This is a genomic window from Methylocucumis oryzae (genome assembly GCF_000963695.1).
Classification (GTDB): domain Bacteria; phylum Pseudomonadota; class Gammaproteobacteria; order Methylococcales; family Methylomonadaceae; genus Methylovulum; species Methylovulum oryzae.
In genome coordinates, this window is record NZ_LAJX01000004.1 from 1 (window position 1) to 18,176 (window position 18,176).

General features: G+C 41.4%; 30 protein-coding genes. 29 read left to right on the forward strand and 1 reads right to left on the reverse strand.

From position 1 onward, the window contains the following. The 11 genes from VZ94_RS25675 to VZ94_RS00410 form a co-directional block, all read left to right on the forward strand. A partial coding sequence (locus VZ94_RS25675; RefSeq protein ID WP_045777688.1) for a hypothetical protein occupies nt 1-1,118 on the forward strand: 1,118 nt, incomplete at its 5' end. 12 nt (nt 1,119-1,130) lie between these two features. After that, the gene (locus VZ94_RS00365) at nt 1,131-1,769 is read left to right on the forward strand and encodes an ICP22 family protein (protein ID WP_045777689.1); all 639 of its coding nucleotides are present in this window, start codon (nt 1,131-1,133) and stop codon (nt 1,767-1,769) included. A gap of 3 nt (nt 1,770-1,772) precedes the next feature. Then, nucleotides 1,773-2,024, forward strand: coding sequence for a hypothetical protein (locus VZ94_RS00370; RefSeq protein WP_045777690.1), 252 nt, complete (start codon nt 1,773-1,775; stop codon nt 2,022-2,024). Next, nucleotides 2,003-4,171 carry a hypothetical protein gene (locus VZ94_RS00375; RefSeq protein WP_131655425.1) on the forward strand — a complete coding sequence of 723 codons (2,169 nt, stop codon included), beginning with the start codon at nt 2,003-2,005 and terminating at the stop codon, nt 4,169-4,171. Before VZ94_RS00370 ends, VZ94_RS00375 begins: the two co-directional genes overlap by 22 nt. A gap of 13 nt (nt 4,172-4,184) precedes the next feature. Next, nucleotides 4,185-4,571: a hypothetical protein gene (locus tag VZ94_RS00380; RefSeq protein WP_045777692.1), complete on the forward strand. Its 387-nt coding sequence runs from the start codon at nt 4,185-4,187 to the stop codon at nt 4,569-4,571. Beyond that, nucleotides 4,565-4,822 carry a hypothetical protein gene (locus VZ94_RS00385; RefSeq protein WP_045777693.1) on the forward strand — a complete coding sequence of 86 codons (258 nt, stop codon included), beginning with the start codon at nt 4,565-4,567 and terminating at the stop codon, nt 4,820-4,822. The genes VZ94_RS00380 and VZ94_RS00385 overlap by 7 nt, the downstream gene beginning before the upstream one ends. Before the next feature lie 174 nt (nt 4,823-4,996). Beyond that, nucleotides 4,997-5,767 carry a hypothetical protein gene (locus tag VZ94_RS00390; protein WP_204368978.1) on the forward strand — a complete coding sequence of 257 codons (771 nt, stop codon included), beginning with the start codon at nt 4,997-4,999 and terminating at the stop codon, nt 5,765-5,767. Between the two features lie 105 nt (nt 5,768-5,872). Then, nucleotides 5,873-6,070, forward strand: a complete 198-nt coding sequence (locus tag VZ94_RS00395) for a hypothetical protein (protein WP_131655426.1) — start codon at nt 5,873-5,875, stop codon at nt 6,068-6,070. Further along, a complete protein-coding gene (locus tag VZ94_RS00400; protein WP_045777696.1) occupies nt 6,060-6,626 on the forward strand; it encodes a hypothetical protein in 567 nt (188 codons plus the stop codon). Before VZ94_RS00395 ends, VZ94_RS00400 begins: the two co-directional genes overlap by 11 nt. A gap of 146 nt (nt 6,627-6,772) precedes the next feature. Then, nucleotides 6,773-7,120 (forward strand): calcium-binding protein, encoded by a 348-nt coding sequence (locus VZ94_RS00405; protein ID WP_052700069.1) that lies wholly within the window; start codon nt 6,773-6,775, stop codon nt 7,118-7,120. Further along, the gene (locus tag VZ94_RS00410) at nt 7,080-7,385 is read left to right on the forward strand and encodes a M10 family metallopeptidase C-terminal domain-containing protein (RefSeq protein WP_045777697.1); all 306 of its coding nucleotides are present in this window, start codon (nt 7,080-7,082) and stop codon (nt 7,383-7,385) included. Before VZ94_RS00405 ends, VZ94_RS00410 begins: the two co-directional genes overlap by 41 nt. Before the next feature lie 43 nt (nt 7,386-7,428). On the opposite strand, the gene VZ94_RS00415 is transcribed toward VZ94_RS00410, so the two are convergent. Then, nucleotides 7,429-8,520 (reverse strand): J domain-containing protein, encoded by a 1,092-nt coding sequence (locus tag VZ94_RS00415; protein WP_045777698.1) that lies wholly within the window; start codon nt 8,518-8,520, stop codon nt 7,429-7,431. A gap of 277 nt (nt 8,521-8,797) precedes the next feature. Between VZ94_RS00415 and VZ94_RS21895 the strand changes: the two genes are divergently transcribed. The 18 genes from VZ94_RS21895 to VZ94_RS00500 all read left to right on the forward strand — a co-directional run bounded on the left by VZ94_RS21895 (nt 8,798) and on the right by VZ94_RS00500 (nt 18,176). Then, on the forward strand, nt 8,798-9,343 hold the full coding sequence (locus VZ94_RS21895) for an ORF6N domain-containing protein (RefSeq protein WP_052700070.1): 546 nt from the start codon (nt 8,798-8,800) through the stop codon (nt 9,341-9,343). Further along, nucleotides 9,328-9,789 (forward strand): hypothetical protein, encoded by a 462-nt coding sequence (locus VZ94_RS00425; protein ID WP_045777699.1) that lies wholly within the window; start codon nt 9,328-9,330, stop codon nt 9,787-9,789. Before VZ94_RS21895 ends, VZ94_RS00425 begins: the two co-directional genes overlap by 16 nt. A gap of 186 nt (nt 9,790-9,975) precedes the next feature. Further along, nucleotides 9,976-10,305, forward strand: coding sequence for a hypothetical protein (locus VZ94_RS21900; protein ID WP_052700071.1), 330 nt, complete (start codon nt 9,976-9,978; stop codon nt 10,303-10,305). Nucleotides 10,306-10,415: 110 nt separating this feature from the next. After that, nucleotides 10,416-10,847, forward strand: a complete 432-nt coding sequence (locus VZ94_RS24055) for a P63C domain-containing protein (protein ID WP_082081254.1) — start codon at nt 10,416-10,418, stop codon at nt 10,845-10,847. A 140-nt stretch (nt 10,848-10,987) separates the two neighbouring features. After that, nucleotides 10,988-11,275 (forward strand): hypothetical protein, encoded by a 288-nt coding sequence (locus VZ94_RS00435; RefSeq protein ID WP_045777700.1) that lies wholly within the window; start codon nt 10,988-10,990, stop codon nt 11,273-11,275. 118 nt (nt 11,276-11,393) lie between these two features. Next, complete coding sequence (locus VZ94_RS00440; protein ID WP_045777701.1) at nt 11,394-12,176, forward strand: hypothetical protein; 783 nt, start codon at nt 11,394-11,396, stop codon at nt 12,174-12,176. A 225-nt stretch (nt 12,177-12,401) separates the two neighbouring features. Then, nucleotides 12,402-12,758, forward strand: a complete 357-nt coding sequence (locus tag VZ94_RS00445) for a coiled-coil domain-containing protein (protein ID WP_045777702.1) — start codon at nt 12,402-12,404, stop codon at nt 12,756-12,758. 17 nt (nt 12,759-12,775) lie between these two features. Further along, on the forward strand, nt 12,776-13,198 hold the full coding sequence (locus VZ94_RS00450; RefSeq protein ID WP_045777703.1) for a M15 family metallopeptidase: 423 nt from the start codon (nt 12,776-12,778) through the stop codon (nt 13,196-13,198). 101 nt (nt 13,199-13,299) lie between these two features. Beyond that, on the forward strand, nt 13,300-13,800 hold the full coding sequence (locus VZ94_RS00455) for a hypothetical protein (protein ID WP_045777704.1): 501 nt from the start codon (nt 13,300-13,302) through the stop codon (nt 13,798-13,800). After that, a complete protein-coding gene (locus VZ94_RS00460) occupies nt 13,800-14,165 on the forward strand; it encodes a hypothetical protein (protein WP_045777705.1) in 366 nt (121 codons plus the stop codon). Before VZ94_RS00455 ends, VZ94_RS00460 begins: the two co-directional genes overlap by 1 nt. Continuing rightward, a complete protein-coding gene (locus tag VZ94_RS00465) occupies nt 14,165-15,055 on the forward strand; it encodes a hypothetical protein (protein WP_045777706.1) in 891 nt (296 codons plus the stop codon). The genes VZ94_RS00460 and VZ94_RS00465 overlap by 1 nt, the downstream gene beginning before the upstream one ends. Further along, nucleotides 15,048-15,506, forward strand: coding sequence for a hypothetical protein (locus VZ94_RS00470; protein WP_052700073.1), 459 nt, complete (start codon nt 15,048-15,050; stop codon nt 15,504-15,506). The genes VZ94_RS00465 and VZ94_RS00470 overlap by 8 nt, the downstream gene beginning before the upstream one ends. Beyond that, the gene (locus VZ94_RS00475) at nt 15,506-15,751 is read left to right on the forward strand and encodes a hypothetical protein (RefSeq protein WP_045777707.1); all 246 of its coding nucleotides are present in this window, start codon (nt 15,506-15,508) and stop codon (nt 15,749-15,751) included. The genes VZ94_RS00470 and VZ94_RS00475 overlap by 1 nt, the downstream gene beginning before the upstream one ends. Further along, entirely contained in the window at nt 15,751-16,254 is a 504-nt protein-coding gene (locus VZ94_RS00480; RefSeq protein ID WP_045777708.1) for a defense against restriction DarA-related protein, read from the forward strand. The genes VZ94_RS00475 and VZ94_RS00480 overlap by 1 nt, the downstream gene beginning before the upstream one ends. Before the next feature lie 26 nt (nt 16,255-16,280). Continuing rightward, nucleotides 16,281-16,700 (forward strand): hypothetical protein, encoded by a 420-nt coding sequence (locus VZ94_RS00485; protein WP_131655427.1) that lies wholly within the window; start codon nt 16,281-16,283, stop codon nt 16,698-16,700. Between the two features lie 6 nt (nt 16,701-16,706). Continuing rightward, on the forward strand, nt 16,707-17,024 hold the full coding sequence (locus VZ94_RS00490; RefSeq protein ID WP_045777710.1) for a hypothetical protein: 318 nt from the start codon (nt 16,707-16,709) through the stop codon (nt 17,022-17,024). Beyond that, nucleotides 17,021-17,368 carry a hypothetical protein gene (locus VZ94_RS00495; protein WP_045777711.1) on the forward strand — a complete coding sequence of 116 codons (348 nt, stop codon included), beginning with the start codon at nt 17,021-17,023 and terminating at the stop codon, nt 17,366-17,368. The genes VZ94_RS00490 and VZ94_RS00495 overlap by 4 nt, the downstream gene beginning before the upstream one ends. Nucleotides 17,369-17,384: 16 nt before the next feature. Next, nucleotides 17,385-18,176: a hypothetical protein gene (locus tag VZ94_RS00500; protein ID WP_045777712.1), complete on the forward strand. Its 792-nt coding sequence runs from the start codon at nt 17,385-17,387 to the stop codon at nt 18,174-18,176.

Here is an 18,176-nt window from a genome sequence, read left to right on the forward strand (position 1 = left end):
GCGTTAATTCTGGAAGCGCTTATTTAAGCGCTGTCAGAACACATAAAGCCACGCGCGGTATTGTATCCGGTTCAGCAGTGCCATATACCGGTAAAATCACTAAAGTGATGACCGACGATGAAACTTGCGACCAAACCGCAGGTGATTTAAAGCTCATGAAAGGCCGCGCAACTGTCTTAATTAATGGTTTGTTAGCAGCTAAAGAAACTAGCCCTGGTGTGATTAGCGGGGCTATTACGATTGGCGGGTTAACGTACACCTCAGCTGGTACGATTAATAACGACACAGGCACATTTACTGTAACAATTACATCAAGTGGTGCGGTGTTAGGCTCTACAAATAACGTCCATGTAGAAGCTGTTATGGATTTTGAACGCGATGGTTCGCTTATTTCTAATATAGACACATACGCTGAAACATACACGATTTTAGCAAATCCGTGGCGTGGATTTGCTCAAAGCTCAATCGATTCACAAACTCAATTAAGCAATGAGTTAGGCATTGACCCTATTGCGCAATCAATGATTGCAATAAGCAATCAAGCAGAAAACGAAAGACATTACAAAGCGTTATGGTATATCAAGCAATTAGCAGTTCAAAATAGCGACACGTTTGATTTTGATTGGCCTACGCGTTCTGCACAGCTTAATGCCGCGCAAATTTTTAATGACATGCAAACAGTTGTTGGAGAGTTAAGCCAACAAATGGCAATTGATACCCTCATGTCAGGCATTAAATATTGGTATGTCGGGAAGAAAATGGCTGCCATTATTCAAGGATTACCGCGCAGCATATTTGAGCCGTCAGGTTTATCTAACCGCCCAGGTGTATTTAGGTTAGGTAAATTGTTTGGTGTCTACGAGGTGTATTACACACCACGCCATGCCACTGAATCTGGTTCAGACTCAAAAATTCTATTTGTAAGCGATGCTTATGAGGCTTCTCGTTCGCCAATTGTTTTTGGTGATGCAGTAGCAAGAATTATTAAGCCATTAGGCTTAGCCGCCGATTTAAAAGGCGGGTACGCTTGTTATGAGCGTAATTTTTTAGTTCCTAACCCACATAGACCTTCATCACTCGGTTGTGCTGCGTTAGATGTTAGCAACTTGATTAACTAATAGGTGCTAATAATGGATAACAAAACTAACTCAGTCATTATTGGCGACCCGGCTAAAACTGGCATGAAAGCCAATGACTTATTAGCGGATTACTTTGCGCAAGCTGAGTATCCAATGCTGGTACGCATTGCGAATAAAATGCCAAGGCCGTTTAGATTTAACCCTCTCAGTGTGTTTTTAAAACCTGAATTAACCGGCCAAAACACGGCAGATGTTGCCGTGCCAAGTTTTGGTGTATTGCAAGCTGCCTGTGTTGAAGCCGAAGCCATAGCTAAATTAAATCACTATGAAGAGGCTATCGAAATTATTGATTTAAATCTCAATGCCGGGAGTCCTGAAGACACTAAAACGGATGGGACGGAAGACGATAAGAAGCCTGAAGGCGAAGGCGGTGACAATAAGCCTGCCGACCCAGAAGACGATAAGAAGCTTGGAGACGAAGCTGGCGACAATAAGTCTACTGAATCGGAAGACGATAAAAAATCCGAAGGCGAAGGCGGTCAAGTGCCAACGACAGAAAACACTGAATCAACTCTTGTTGCTAGCGATGCTAGCACAGCAGCCGAAACGATTGCCGGGGGTGAAAGCATCGCAACAACAGAACCCGAATCAGCCGGTAGCGATAAATTTCAAAAAAGAAAAGGAAAGTAAGCAATGGCAAATATATTTACCAGGCAATTAGGCGCTGCACCCGGCGTGCAGCTAAATCCTTTACAAGATAACTCAGAAATTACCACCGATATTCGTGACCAGATTTTTGCGGGCATGTTGCGGTTAACGCGCGGTCGAATTGATAAACCGTTTTTAGTTGATAACAAAAACTTTATCAGCAAATGCGGCCAAGGCGCGAAATTGGGCAAAAAACCAATGCCTATAAAAATTGGTTGGCAACGTTTGAAGGATTGAAAAACGGTGCAGCCGCTGCGGTTTTACAACGGCTAGTACCTCAAGGTAGCAAAAATAAATACATCGTGGTGAAGTCGGGAACGAGTATTAAGCTCACTCCTACGATTCGTGATGGCATCCTCAATACGATTAGTGTGATTAACCAAGGTACGGCGGCTTATCCATTACCGACAGTCACAATTAGCGATGGTGCTCTCGGAAAAGTGTATGTAACAGTCGATAAAGACGGCGTTATTGTTGGTGTCGATGTTGAAGGCGGTTCAGGTTATTTAAGTAATTCAACCATTACCTTTGGTGGTTCAGGTGGTTCAGGCGCTACTGCAACATTAAGCGGAGTTAAAAACGGCAGTCTTAATAACGCTAAAGTGACTATAACAAATGGCGGCACAGGCTATCCACATCCATCGGTTGCATTTACCGGTAGCGGAACTGGTGGCGAGGTTTATGTCACGTTGTACGCATCAGGCGCTAAAGCTGGCAAAATAAAAGCCATTACTGTAGCTAAAGGTGGGCGCGATTATAATGTTTGGAACGCAGCTACAAACCCGACTGTAGTAGCTATTACGGGAGGCACTGGCGCAGGCGCAACCGCTAGGGTTACTGATGTTATTGATGGTGTTATTACTGCGATTAGCGCACCTAATGCAGTAGGCGATTATTTGCCGTCAGTGCCTAGAATTAGCATCAAAAGTAAAAAAGACGCTCAAGGCAAGAGAGGCTCTGGTGCGTCAGCGACGTGTACTATTGACGATGGTGATATTGATGTCATTACCGTGGTTAGCGGTGGTTCTGGTTATAAACTAGAAAATACGATTGTTACGGCTAATCTAGCTAAGAATCCGCAATATATTCTGATGAATGACTTGCCGGACGAGGAAGAAGAGCCGTATTTATTCGCCATTAAAGACCTTGAGTGCTTTAACGACGGGATGATTATCTCGATGCATTGCGAGGAGAAATTAGATAGCGCTGGCAACAAAGCCGATAATGACCGGATTCATTTACGCATTATCGACCCATTAAAGCCTAGAGGGTATCGCTATGAGTTTATTGGCGATTTATCCGATGATGGTCGAGATGATTTTAATTCATCAACGTTCCTTCCTGATGTTGTTAGCAGAAAAACCGATACGATTGAAATAACAGTCGGTCAAGACGCTATCGTGCAAAATGAATCGTTTATGTACGGCTATTATGAAGATGATGAAGATAAAGCCGGTGAAGAAAAATGGGTTACTTCAGAGGTTATGAAGTATTTTTCCGAAGGCACGGCTGAATTTGAGGCAGCAGATTACATTGCAGCACGACGCAAGCTTATAGCTACGCCGCTAGATTTTGCCTATATTTCATCGCTTGATACTGACTCCACGGCAATTATCAAAGAATTGGCACAAGTGTCTTATGAAACTAATAAGAACTTACGTTTTGACGTTCAAGGCGAAACTGTTGTTGAGGCCGTCTCATTTGTTGATTCATTAAACCTATCCGAACGCTTAGAAAATCACTTGATTCATGCGTTCTGGTCACCGCAACTATGTGAAGACCCGTCAAGAAACAACGGCTCGTTGCAGATGGGTTCAGCGACGTTAAACATTGCGTTTGCCTGTGCGCGAAATCGGAAAAAAGATGTTAGAGGCTTTGCACCTAAGCATTATCCGATTGTGGGTAAAGATTGGCCGCTTAATAAAGTGCGTAGCAATATCCGTCAAAACACCGATTTAAGCCGGATTAACCTAGACCGATTGGCCCGCGCAAAAATCAACCCGGTAATTTTCCAAGATGGTAACTTTATCTTTGGTGATGCGATTACCTGCGCTAATGTCGATGTGAGTTTACGCAAATTGATTGCTGCGACGGATATGTCAACGTCGATTGATGATGCAGTGGTGCGCTTTGGTCGGGCAGTGATTGGTTATCCCATGCGCGATGCGGTCACTAAAACCAAAGACTACTTAAAGTCATTGTTTGAAGGCGCGGAAGCTGCTGGTTGGTTAGAGAAATCGACCGACCCTGAAATGCTGGGGAAGTCATTTAGGTTTGAGGTGTATCCGTCCGAAGAGAACCCTTATGAAGTTATTATCGTGAATTACTGGGTGCGTTACCAAGGCACAGCACGTCAAGTGTTTCGTAACTCAAACCTACACTAAATAAGGTGGTGTTATGGACTTAAGAGACCCGATTTACCAGGCGATGTTAGGTAATATTGGTTTGGATTCAGCATCCAAACCGGCTGTTGTATTCGATTCATCCTGCGCCGACAAAGAAGACATGATGCTAGATGCCGCGTCGATGGAAGATGTTGAAACCGCGCGGCTTAATGAGGAAACGGTAGCGGCTATCCATACTTGGTTAGAAACCGATGACTTAGACGATAACGAAACCTTTGCTGATAGGTTGTTCGCGTTATTCGTGGGTATTTTCGACATTAACAAAAATGGTGAACTCGATGAGAACGAGAGCGAAATTTTTAGACATGATTCTAAATGCCGCGTGGGATTACCTTACGTCAAAAAGGTGTTAGCGAGGAAGACGCTAACGCCTTGTTAAATGATGGTGATGCTAATGCCGCTACGCGCGTGTTTGACTTGTTATTAAATGCCATGCCAGACGGTCAAGAGGCGGTAGATGCCGATATTGATAGTTTTGCTTGGGGTGATAATGAACAAGAGCCAATGATGCTTGATTCAGTCGGCGGCATGTTGAAAAAGCTAGGCGGTATGTTCAAAAAAGGTTTTCGCGATTCGCAAAGGCAAAAAAAGTACGCATTAATAAGCGTGTCGGCGGCGTTGCCAGGTTAACTGCTAAGCAAAAAGCCGCTGTGCGTAAATTACACGCAAAACCCGTTAGCGCAACCGCAAGGCTTAGACGCATGAAATCCATGCGCTTAAGTAGAGCGATGGGCTTAAGTGGCGGCTAATTCGACGTTATTACCTCCGGTTTTATCCTCACGTTGGGACGGGCTATCATACTCATTGATAGCCAGTTTTTTTGAGTGCGATAAAAACGGCGATATGGTGCAAGACAAGGACGGCAATCCGGCGAGTCCGATTGTCGAAGCGCCATTAACCGAATCTAATTTAGACGCCTCGTTTAATTGGCAAAGTGCGTTTGAATCGATGTCGCCGGAAAGCAAAGCCCCAATGCTCTTTGCTATGCTTCAGTCCGGCGCTATTCAGCCGGTTATCGATGCCTTAAGTGCGTCAAAAGTCGGTAGCGCCGTTGGTGGCCTGTTGGGTAGTAATGCAGGGCAAACAAGCGGCAATGCCGTCACATCCGCTCAACAACAATCCGGCGACTTTTTAAAGCAATTTGAAGGCCGCACGGGCATTACCAAACTTAATTCGACACAGATTTTTAGCGGTATGCCACCTGTGAAAATACAGCTAACCTTGCTGTTTCGCGCGTGGCAAGACCCAGTGAGCGAAGTCGAAGACCCGCTAGACCAATTACTATCATGGGCATTTCCACAACGCTTAGCTAACGATAGCTTAATTGCAAACCTCATAAAAGCCGCCCAAGGCGAAGCTAATCCCATAGAAGCGCTACTCCCGTCACAATCCCCTAAACTTATTGCCTTTGTCTATAAAAATCGGAAATACGCACCGATGGTGATAGAGCAAATCGGTATACCCTTATCTTCACCCATTGATAGTAATGGCAATTTTGTTGAGTTGTTATTGCCTGTTACGCTAGGTTCGTTAACCGCGTGGGATAAGGACGATTGGGCTAATACGCGGTATTAACTGACATAACTAGCCGAGTTGCCGCGCTAGAAATATTTAACCTTTGTGCTAAACTTTTTAAATGAGCTATGCCACTATTTTAAACGTTACACAAAAGGTTACAACATGTCAGAACAAGTAAAAGATAAAAAACAACCTAATATCCGGGAAATATCAAGCGTTCCTGGGTTTGATTCTGCCACAATAGTAGATACTGAAGACGCTACTAAAGGTATTGCTACAGCTATTGAAGTTAAAAATACCATGCCGTCTATTCCAAATAGAAACCGCGACGATAACGGACGTAAGCAAGATGAATCTTAAAGAGCAACTTAATTTATCCGATGAAAACTATAACTTATTGTTTGATATACGGCGCTCTGTTCGGTATCACGACCGTAGGAAAAGCTTTTTTTATGCTATTCAAAATGTCGTTAGTTTCCTCTCAGTGATAATGGCCGGTGTTGTTATCATGGACGCCGTTAAGCAAGGTATTACACCATACTGGATGATTAGTGTTGGAGTTATTGCTGCGATATTATCTGCGTTGGATTTAGTCATAGGCTTTTCAAAAAAAGCCGATATGCATTCTAAATTACGCGAGAAATTTGCCGACCTTGAGATAGATATTATTACCGGCCCGCCGTCTGGCGAAATATGGCTAGAGTATCAAAAGAAGCGTTTGGTCATAGAGAAAGATGAGCCTGCTATCTATTTTGCAATTGATGGCTTATGCCGTAATGAGCTATTGATAGCGGACGGTTTTTCTAGGCTAAACGATGCATGTCATTTCGCTAAGGTCAATTGGTTGCAAAGACTTTCCGCGCATTGGTTTCATTGGCAAAACGCAACATTTTTTTCAATAATGTTTGCTAGCTGATAGCCAAAATCTAAATGTAAACGCAGGTGACATTTACAAAGCCAAGCGTTAGTATAAAACACCCTACCTAAAAGCCGAGCCGCCCCGCGCGTACAATCCACTTTTTTGTGCTAGACTTTAGTTTTTTAACTAGCTAGAGAATAGACATGGCTACACTATATGGCACTAAAAGCAACGATGAAATTAACGGAACAGATATTAAGGATTACATCTATGGATTAGAAGCTGGTGATACTATTTATGGTAATGGTGGTAACGATATTATCTATGGTGATAATAAAAAATATGTTTATGGCGATGGCGGTGATGTGATTTACGGCGGCAAAGGTAATGACAAAATATATGGCGGTGAAAGTAGAGACTCTTTACATGGAGATGAAGGTAATGACCGCCTTATTGCCGGAGAAGGAGATGATTTTTTAAGAGGCGGGCGTGGCAATGATATTTTAACTGGTGGAGGCGGGGACGATATTTTTTTCTTTTACCGAAATTAAAACAGGTTATGACACTATAACTGATTTTCATCGAGGCGATGACATTATCGACTTATACAATATTGACGCAAATAACCATACTTATGATGGGAATAATAAATTTACCTATATTGGCAAAGGTGATTTTTATGCTGAAGGTCAGATAATTTTTAATCCAGATACACACTATTTATTGTTAAATATCGATGATAATTTTGATACTGCGGAAATAATCATTAAGGTTTTAGGCGTTACGGAAATGAACCAGTTTGATTTTTATTTGTAGACCATGCGGCGCAATATGCTGATGCTATTGCGCCATTCTTTATTTAAGATAGAGCATCCAATAATACATCTCTTGCTGCCTTAGATTTTATAAACATATCAGCAATTCCGCCTCTATCTGGATGATGTTTTAAAGAGGCTTTAACAAATGCTTTCTTAATCGCTTCAATAGTTTCAGGCCATTTTGTTATCCCTAAAATATCCATTGCCCATTGGATATTATTAATTGGAATTTCAACAACATCATAAATATCATCATCTAATTTTGCGTTAAATTTCGCATCATCGTCTTTAATAGTATGTTTTATTTTTTCAAATTCGCTTTTGCTATAAAGCATATAGCCATTACTATAAGCTGCATATCCATTTTTCTCAAAATCATCTCTTTTAACCATAAAAGCGTAAGAAATTTGAGATTGCCAACCTTGCTTTAAATAACTGCAACCACAGTAAGGGAAAAGTTCAACAAAAATATTACTCTTGGTTTTTTTGATGATTCTATGCCGATACCATGTTTGTTTTTCATAATGGTTTTTATTTCTAACTTTGTATATGAATTCAATAATAAAAATATCGCTTTTTTGTGGTTTAGTTTTAAATCGTTTAATAGCTTCTTTTTTTCTAATGTAATTTATGACATAGCCACTAAGATAGTTTTGCTCTGAAAATCCTTGTTTTTCTATTAGTAATGTATGTAATTCATTTTCTGTTAAATTACGTCGTTCAAAAATTGGTTCAATATTACAAAGATAATGCAATCGGTTAGTCCAGATTGCTAAATCATATTTATCAATACCTTTTTTGGCGTATGAAATTATGCCAGAGTTGTATTTAGAAAACTCAAGAAGGAGTTGATTAGCGTGATGATTGTTGTTGAAAATAATTAGCCCATCCATGCAATATTGTTTCGCAATGTTAACAACGCTTGGTTGACCATAAACAAGACCTGATAATATCGGTGGCCTATAAACATCATGCTTGGATAAATATCCCAAATTGCCCATATATAAGCATCTTTTTTTATTAATATCAGGAATTAATTGATGATTGTCTGTAAGATAAGGTAATAGAACTAAGTTTATATCGGCGTCTAGTTGCACAACTGAGAAGAAAAATTGATTATCAAGACTTTTCATAAAACTCTTATTTTTGTTGAAATTATTGACGTTTTAATCTGATTAGGCGTATCCTTATGCCGCCTTCACCACATTGTGAAGGTCGGGCTTACGACTCCCGTTTTATCAAAGGATGCCAGCGCATCATGCGCTATTTTTTTGCCTACCGTTTTGGTGGTCTGGCACAGGCTCGCTTACGCGAGGCCGTCTTCCTTTGGACGGTAGTCGTATCCTGTGTCAGGCTGCCGCCCAACACGACATCAAGCGGCGGTCTTCTTAAATCACAAAGGAGACTATCATGAATACCGCAACCCTATCCCCCGAAACACTTCCCGCTATCATTTGGAATAACCAACCTGTTATTACCACTGAGCTTCTTGCTAATATTTACGGCGCAAAGGAAATTCAAATTCAGCAAAATTTCAATAATAACGCCAGTCGTTTTATTGAAGGAATTCATTATTTCATAATTAAAGGCACTGATTTAAAAGAACTAAAATTGTACTTAGATAAAATCGAAGTACAAATTTCAAACATGGTTCGTAAGCTTTACCTCTGGACAGAACGCGGTACCGTACGCCACGCCAAAATACTTGATACCGATAATGCGTGGCTAGTACAAGACCAACTGGAAGAATTTTATTTTACTAAGAACACACCCGTCCCATACGGTTTAAAAGACACACCAACCGAGCGCCTACCCCTCAAAAAACCAAGCTCGCATTGCCTGGTTGTCTATCCGCTGAAACGCAAGACGAGCTTAAGAAGCTCATTGATGACCGTGCAGCGCTGTTACCCAAAGACCAGCAAGCCAAGGCGGTTATCTCAATGTGGAGTGCATTAGGTACGCACTTCGGTGTTAAAAAAGAAAAAGGCGACAAAATTCCGGCTTACAAACGCATTCCTGAAGGTGCGCGGCTAGAATGTTTATCGCTGTTAGCCCGGTTATCGGTCGATGATTTGGTCACGATGACACAAAACGAATTCGAGCAAGCGATTAATGACCGGATTGCGTTATTGCCTAAGCCAGAAGCCGAACCAGTCACCTTAGACGAAAAAATACAGCAAATCGTTGACGCCAAAATAAAAGCGATTCAAGGCGAGTTAATGCCACGGGTTGTTTTAAGCGATGACCAAGTTCTCGTTAGCAAGACTAAGCTAAAACAAGCCTTGCGCCGTGCATGTGGTGAGAAAATAACTATTCGATTAGGCCATGACTTAATCGTTAAAGTAAATGAAGATATTTACCAACAGTCAGAACACGCATTTTTTGAAACCTTGAATCACTAACAATAAAGGCCACGGACGGCCTACTCGGTACAGACTTGCGGAAATAGATTAATTAATAGTTGTAATCTACTTAAAATCGATTAATTTTCAATATTAAACTTTATTTTTACTTTTATGCATGTTTTTACTCGCATTAATAAAAAATTCCAGTAAAATAATAGCTTATTTTGCGATTAGGTGATTGTTATGACTGAACATAAAGATTTAATAGGAAAGGCTAAAGGCGGAAAAGCTCTTGCGGATAAAATGACTATTGAAGAGCGAAAAGCCAAGTCATTAGCTATGGTTGATGCTAAAAAGCGCAGAAAGGAAATGCCAAAAGCAACTCATGACGGTATCTTAATAATTTTAGATATAAAGATACCTTGTTATGTATTAAGTAATGGGCAGAGAGTTTTATCTCAAAGAGGAATATCAGAAGCATTCACAGGAAATCGCGGGGGGGAAGTGTTGCTGGTGATGGCGCGCAAAAAACCCCTCGTTTCCTTGCAAAAAAAGATGTTATATCTTTTATAAACAATGATTTACTTGCGCGCATAAATTCGCCTATTGAATTTCTTCCAAAAGCAGGAAGAAGCGCTTTTGGTTATGATGCAATCTTATTACCTGAAATTTGTGAGGTAATAATGGATTCGTCAAGAAAAAATAACAAAATAGATTCGCAGCAAAATCTAATTGCCGAAACCCTTATAAGAGGTTTTGCTAGAGTTGGAATATCCGCTTTAGTTGATGAAGCAACAGGCTATCAAAAAGATAGGGAAAAAGATGCTCTAGCAAAAATACTCGAAGCATTTGTAGCAAAGGAATTACAGCCTTGGATTAAGACATTTGACCATGAGTTTTATGAAAATATGTTTAGATTACGCGGCATACCTTATCCGCCTAAAAATTCAAATTATAAACCTAGTTATTTTGGGCATTTAACCAATGATATTGTTTATAGAAGGCTTGCCCCAGGCGTTTTTAGATGCTTTAAAAGAAGAAGCAAAAAAGGAAGAAAAGAAAACTCATTTACATCGACATTTAACAGCCGGATATGGCAGGCAAGAGTTACTTAAGCATCTTGGCGGTGTTATTTGGTTAATGAGAGATTCAAATAATTGGCAAGATTTTATAGCTAGATTGGATAAGCAAGCGCCTAGATACGGAGAAACAATGCCATTTGATTTTGACGATACAAATTAGTTTTAGGTGAATTATGAGCATAAAAAACGATGTTGGATTGATAGACAAATTTAGAGAATTTCAAGATGTCTGCTCAATGCAGGTAAAGATAAATCATGACCAAATTTGTGAAATAGTTGTTGCCGATTTAATGAACAAGTATAAAGCTTGTGCAGAACGGAATGATGAATTTAAAGAAGCTTTTGCAAAAGTCTTAAGATTTTATCTTGATGAAGAAGAGTTTAACGAAATGCTGGGTATTATTGAACAGCCTAGAGGGTTAAATGAGAATCCTGATGTGTGGTGCAAGTATGGATATTAGCAAGCAACCCTAAGCCAGTAATTCGGCGTCTCAACCTAAAATAAATTAGGAAAACCCGACAACTCCATTCCCACGAACCACCATAATCTAGCCAACAGTACATTAAACAGGCTAGATTATGCTCCCGCAATTTCAAGAAGTCAGGACGCGCAGGCTTAAAGCGTCTTATAGTGAGCTGACAGTCGGTCAGTCGCTTGCTTTATCAAGTTTGCCGCCAGAGTCTACATGGCGGTCAATACGCGAATTCCTTTCCTACGTTGTTACTCTCGACGGCGTTAATTCGGTACAAGAGCTGACGGTACCGGAACAAAATTTACTCTTGTGCCAATACCTTTCCGCGCTTTCGCCGCATCCCGATTTTGAACTAAGTCAAAATGGGCATTATTCCGATTATTTAAACGCCGCCTTTGATGTCGAATTGGATGGTGAACGCCAGCTTAAAGTATTCGATTTAGGCATTATTGGCGATGACCATTGGCAAATAAGCTATTTAACCGGTGGCATGGCGGAAGCGATTGAACGCCTACAAGGTGAAGTTAAGCTACCGAATAACCACGTTGTTACCGAACTGCAATATTGGGAGCTAGGCTGCATGGCGGCGATGCTGTCTATTGTTGACCAACCTATATTAAATCCCTATCAAAACGAAGGCGCATACGATGAGCAATTACTGCATCGGATGAACGTTTTTCTCAATTATCCACAAAGCATTTTCCGACAACTCAGAACCGCCTTTTATAGCGGTTGGGTACAACTCGACCACTTGTTTAGTCTTGGGTTAAACAATAAGGGCATTGTTGTTATGCCAAGGGAGGTCGGTTCTACCTTGCCGCCTGCCCGATTTCGCGTATCTGCAATCATCCCCGCAAGCATTAAAGGACTGGCAGCATCAACTGCATAGCGCGATTGATAACGCAGTGCTGTATGCCAACTGTTCGTTACCAGAGGCGTACACGTTGCCGGTTAGCGCAATAGACCAGTTTCTTACCGGTGACGCTTTTAAGAACTGGAAAAAGCAAAAAGAGAACGAAATAACAATACAGATTGCCCAGGTTGACCGAATAAACCGAGTGATTCAGACCTTGGGTAATTTTATGAAAATGGTTGCAAAGATGAGGCGATGACTATGGACTTAGAAAGCAAAGACGGTATTGGGTTAATTGTGGGTTCGGTAGTAACCGCTATTCCAGTGATTTTTATCGGATTTAAAAAGCTGTTTTTGCAATCAAAAATAGCTGACACACAGATTGCCTCTACGGAAGCGAACAAGGACGTTATCACTATGTTACGAGACGAAATAAAGCGTGTGGATGAGCAATATCAAGAAGCGATTAAGCGGGTTAATGAAATACATACCGAGAATTTAAAGCTTAGAGCTGAAAACTCGACATTAACATCGCAAATTATGCGTCTAAACGAAACGATAGAGGAGTTGAAAACCGAAATTGAAGGTATTGGGCGACGGAAAAACGACAGTAAATAAAACGCAGAGGTATAACCATGATTAATAGCCGTGAACTAGAACAATTACACCCTTTCGTTGAAATAAAATGTAGAAAATTCATAGAGCTATGTAGGAATAATAAAATAGATGTGATTATAACAAGCACCTATCGTGATTTTGAGTCGCAAACAGCGCTTTATGCGCAAGGACGCACTAAGCCGGGAAAAATAATAACTAATGCTAAAGCTGGACAATCCTTTCATAATTTTCGTTGCGCGTTTGATTTTGTTCCAGTTCGTGATGGCAAAGCTCAATGGAATGATTTAAAGACATTTCAAATTTGTGGTGAGATTGCTGAATCACTTGGTCTGGAATGGGCTGGGCGCTGGAAAAAATTTAAAGAGATGGCTCATTGCCAATATACGGGGGGATTAAGTTTGGCTGATTTACGGGCTGGTAAAATCATACCCAAGATTTAATCGTAACAGCTATCGTACATAACACATTAGGAAAACGCGAAAAAGCGACCGTTTTAACTGCATAAAGTAATTGCCGATGTTAATTAACCAGGACAGAGGCAATGACTGTTTCAGAGCAGCAATATTTAAAAAAACGCCATAGTGAAATTAAAGCGCTTGGCGACAAAGTAATTTCAAGCGATGGCTCAATGGTCATCGAAGGTTTTGAAGGGATGTATTTGCTAACCAAGCAATTCCCTTGGCCTACCGTGACGCCGGTAGGTGAAATTGAAGTGCCGACTATCATGGGTACATCAAGATGGCAATCAGGACAAGCAAAGCTTAACCACCAAGGTGCAGTAACGCTTCAAGAGGTTGTTGCTGGTTCTGTTGATGATATGTTGCTTCAGCTTTTGCAAAACGGCGGCACGTTTGACGCAAAAGTGTATGAGGGTATTCCGCAAGCTCATTTGCGGTACAAGCCGATTTATGACTGTTTTTTCACGATGGAAAATCCTGATAGGGATTTTGAAAACAGAACACAGGTTTTAACGTTTAGTGGCACGTTGTTTTTCCATTACTTCGGCGAAGTTGAGCAAGGTAATTCGGATAACTACCGCTAATGACATTAACGGAATTAGTAGGGCGTTACGTTACGGAAGAAAAGCCGGATACGCTACTGTTAGACAGCGACACGGTGATGGCTCAAGCGGTCACGGCCACGCTGTTTTATGCTGGATATGCGGCGATTACCAGTGAGCCTACGACTATCGATAGTTCGACAGAACTAAGCTATTCGGAATGGGCGCTTATTAGACCGTTGTTTTTGCTTTATGTTGACCGCGAAACCGCTGTTCAGTTAGAAGCGTCTAGGATGATGGGGGTTGATGTGTTTGGCCGGTCTACCAGTGAAGTCATGCAAGAAATTATGCAAGCAGAAAACGAATTAGCCCATAAAGCGTTTTACCGAGACATAGAGACATTTTAGTGATTATTGCAACTGAAAAAGGCGAACAAATACGCGGCGATTTGATTATTTCCGCTGTGATTAGAACAGGTTTAGTGCCTGTTCCGGTCACGTTTGAAGCCCAAATCAGAACCGATGACGCTTTAGCGGCGCAGCTTGTTGAAGGTAAGGTGTTAACGGTAAGCGGTGACACGTTTCGCATCATCAAAATTAATCCGGTTGAAAATCGTGTGTCACAAGGCGATAGAAATTTTGGCGGCGTTAGCTTAATCGCCTTTCTTGATAACTGTGCATCTATCGCATTTAAGCGAGAACGCGCAATTATCAAGACTAAAACTAGCTTAATGGCGATTTATAAAGCAGCCGGAGCGACGTTTAAAGGCTTTGACTCTGACATAACCATTCCGGCTTTTTCGTGTTTTGTTGGTAGTACGCCTAGCTTTGAAATTGCTAGAGTATTGCAAGAAGAAGGCGGCGAAGTGCGTTGGAAAAACGGCAAAATGCAGTTTTTTCGCTATGCAGATTTATTCCGGCAAAAAGCGATGTTGAAAATCCCCAACAATGCCTCGGATGATGTGAAGAGCGGCTTTTTAGAGCGTCACGAAGTGCCTAGTTTTTATTCGCTTGATAAAAATGGCAACGTGGTATCCGGCAATATCTCAAAAGCCAGAGCGCGTTTATTTATCCCGAATAAAAACGCGCAACAACTTCAGAACATGACCCGTTGCTTGGTGCATAAGAAAAAGTCGAAAGTCACGTTAAATATGAATATAGCGGGTGGTGATGTGATTGAGGTGGATGGAGCATCTCCATTAGTAGTTATTACCGCCGCGCATGTGGTTGAAACGGGGGATAACGGCATGGCTGACCAATACACCAAGCTATGGCTAGGGAGTTTAGAGAATGTTTAGTTATCCAGGGCGTTATCCGGCTGTGGTTAAAGGTTATGACGGCCCGACTAGACAGGTGCGCGTAAGCATCCCAGGCATTACCGATGGCGGCGATGAGTTACCAGTAGCTGAAATTGAATACCCAATCGGTGACAAAAAAAATACCGAGATAGAAATCTTAGACGGCGATACCGTTTGGGTTGCCTTTATTGGCGGCGACCAACGTTACCCAATTATTACCGGGTATCGTAATCCATCGGCGGGCAATGAGGTTGATTGGCGCAGGTTTCATCATGCCAATATCGAATTAACGGCTGATAACGTGTTAAAGCTCAATGCTGCAACCATTGAGCTGCATGGCGATGTCGCGATTAGCGGCGGCGAATTAACGCATGAAGGTAAGAATGTCGGTGCAACGCATACCCATAGTGGCGTGGATACCGGGGCAGGCAACACAGGAGAACCAAACTAATGGAAACAAACGAAAAAATTATTGCTGAAATTATTCCACAATTAAAACCCGGCGATATGATTGTGCTTAGAAATGCATCACTGCTGAATAGGCAACAATTTGACACTTTAATGGATTCATTTAGGGCTGCTATACAACCTAGAAATATATCTCCAATAACAATTATTCCATTACCTAGTGGGATTGATATTGAATTACTAAATCCTGAAGAAATGAAAAAACACGGATGGATTAAGGATAAATAATGTCAAACACAATACCCGCAAGCAATTTATTGTTTAATTACGAAGACCTTGCCAGTGATAAAGACAAGGCGACGCGAACAATTAGCAAGTCGTTTGAAAAACATCATTGCCCGATTGCGCAAGTTGATGTTGATGCAAAAGCTAAGCGCACATCCGGTATTAACTACCGGGAAATGAATCTTGTTTTTGCTGATTCGCAAACAGTGACCTTGCGAATTAAGCAGTCCGGCGATGTTTTTCAGGTGTTAATTAATAAAAAACTGACACCGATTAAACATCAGGACAATCACGAAAAAGCGGTTATTGAGATTGTTAATATACTCGACGCGAGCCGAGTAAAGTGGCAAAAGAAATTAGCCGCGCTACAAATCGAAATACCCAAAGGAATTAAAACACCCGCGCCAAAAATGCTGGAAGTCTTGACCGCTAAGCGCGATGGGTTGAAAGAAGTATTAACGGATTTGCAGCAAGAAATAGCGCAATTGAAAGGCGTAACAACGTAGTTTTTAACTAACCAAGTGAGAAAGCAATGAGAAATACAGTAATGTTAATTTTTGGTCTATTGATGGCAATCGTATTAATGGCGTGTGTGCCTTTGGCGATGGCTGCCGAACCTGATTTAAACGTAACAGCAAGCAAGATTCCTATTAAGATTGTGAACGTGATTTTTATGTTAGGCATTTGCGGTGTAGGCGCGATTTTTCAGTATTTTGTTAGCTCGTATAAGAATCAACTCAATTGCTCACCGATAGAGTATTTCTTCGGTGCGATTAAGTACACATTAGCGAGTATCGGTGCGAGTGGTGTGGTTGTCATGCAAATGGTTAGTGATGGCAAAACCGATATTAGCGACCCTTTGATATTGGGAGCTTTGTTTATGTCAGGTTACGCAATTGACCATGTATTAAATAAACCTCCGGCACAACCGACATTGAGAATGGGTGTTTAAAAATCAATGTCTTTTGACTTTGAAATTAAGCAAGGCCGCTCGTTTAAAGCGAGCGGCTTTGCATTAAATGATGATGATACTCCACGAGATATATCTAATATCGCATTGCACTCGCATGTGCGAGACAAGCGAGGTAGACGCGTTGCGATATTAGATGTAGCTGTTATTGATGCTATTAGTGGTGAATATGAGTTATCGGCTAATGACACAACATCCTGGCCGCCTGGAACCCTCTACTTAGACATTTTAGAACTAGAAAACGGCGAAAAAACGCTAACTGAAACAATTGTTTTTAAAGTTGAAGAGGCGATTACACGGCTATGAAGCATAGACTTGAGATTGATGGTGCGCCTCCCATTAAAAAGCATGTTTTAAGACTTGGGGATACCGGTAAAAGCGCTTATGAAATTGCGGTTGATAATGGGTTTTTAGGCACTGAGCAGGAATGGTTATCATCTTTAAACGGCTCTTCCGGTGGGCAGTTTTTATACACACAATCTACATCATCAGATATATGGGTTGTTAATCACAATCTAGGGCGGCGGCCTAATGTCCAAGTAACTAATCTAGGTGGCATGCAAATTATTGCAGAAGTACAGCATATCAGCATTAATCAAGTCACTATTTATTTTGATACGCCGATGGCTGGTTTGGCTATCTGCTCATAACTAAGAGGGTATAACAATGGCGGTAGATGTACAAAGAACTTTAGATTTTGGTAATATCCGCAAGATAATTAATTTACCTAACCCTACATCTGCACAAGATGCGGCGACTAAAGCCTATGTTGATAGCGCTGTTGAAGGCCTTGCTTGGAAAGATTCTTGTCGGGTTAAAACGCAAGGCAATATCAATTTATCATCACCAGGTGCAACGATTGACGGCATAACGCTATCGTCAAATGATAGGGTGTTGGTATCGGAACAGACAACCGCCTCTCAAAACGGCATATATATCTGGAATGGCGCGTCCGTCGCGATGACGCGTAGCTTAGATTGTTCGACGGCTGATGAGCTAGAACAGGCTGTCGTAACTATTGAAGAAGGTACTAATGCTGGAACTACTTACCGTCAGACCGTAGTTAACGCAACACTAGATACGACATCCTTGGCTTGGACTGTGTTTGGTACATCGGCGGGGGCTGCATCAGAAAGCAGTTCAGGTATTGCTGAAATAGCTACACAATCTGAAACCGATGCCGGAACAGATGATGCGCGAATGCTAACGCCATTAAAGTTAGCATCATCTATTTTCGCGAGTAAGAAGTTTAATCAAACAATTGGAGACGGTTCGGCGACTAGCTATACCGTTACGCACAATTTAAATAGTCGTGATGTAACTGTTGATGTTTATCGTAATAGCGGAAACTACGACACCGTGCTTGTCGAGGTGCAGAGAACTAGTGTTAACAGCGTTACTATTGTGTTTGATAGCGCACCATCATCTAATGCCTATCGTGTTTTAGTCAGGGCATAA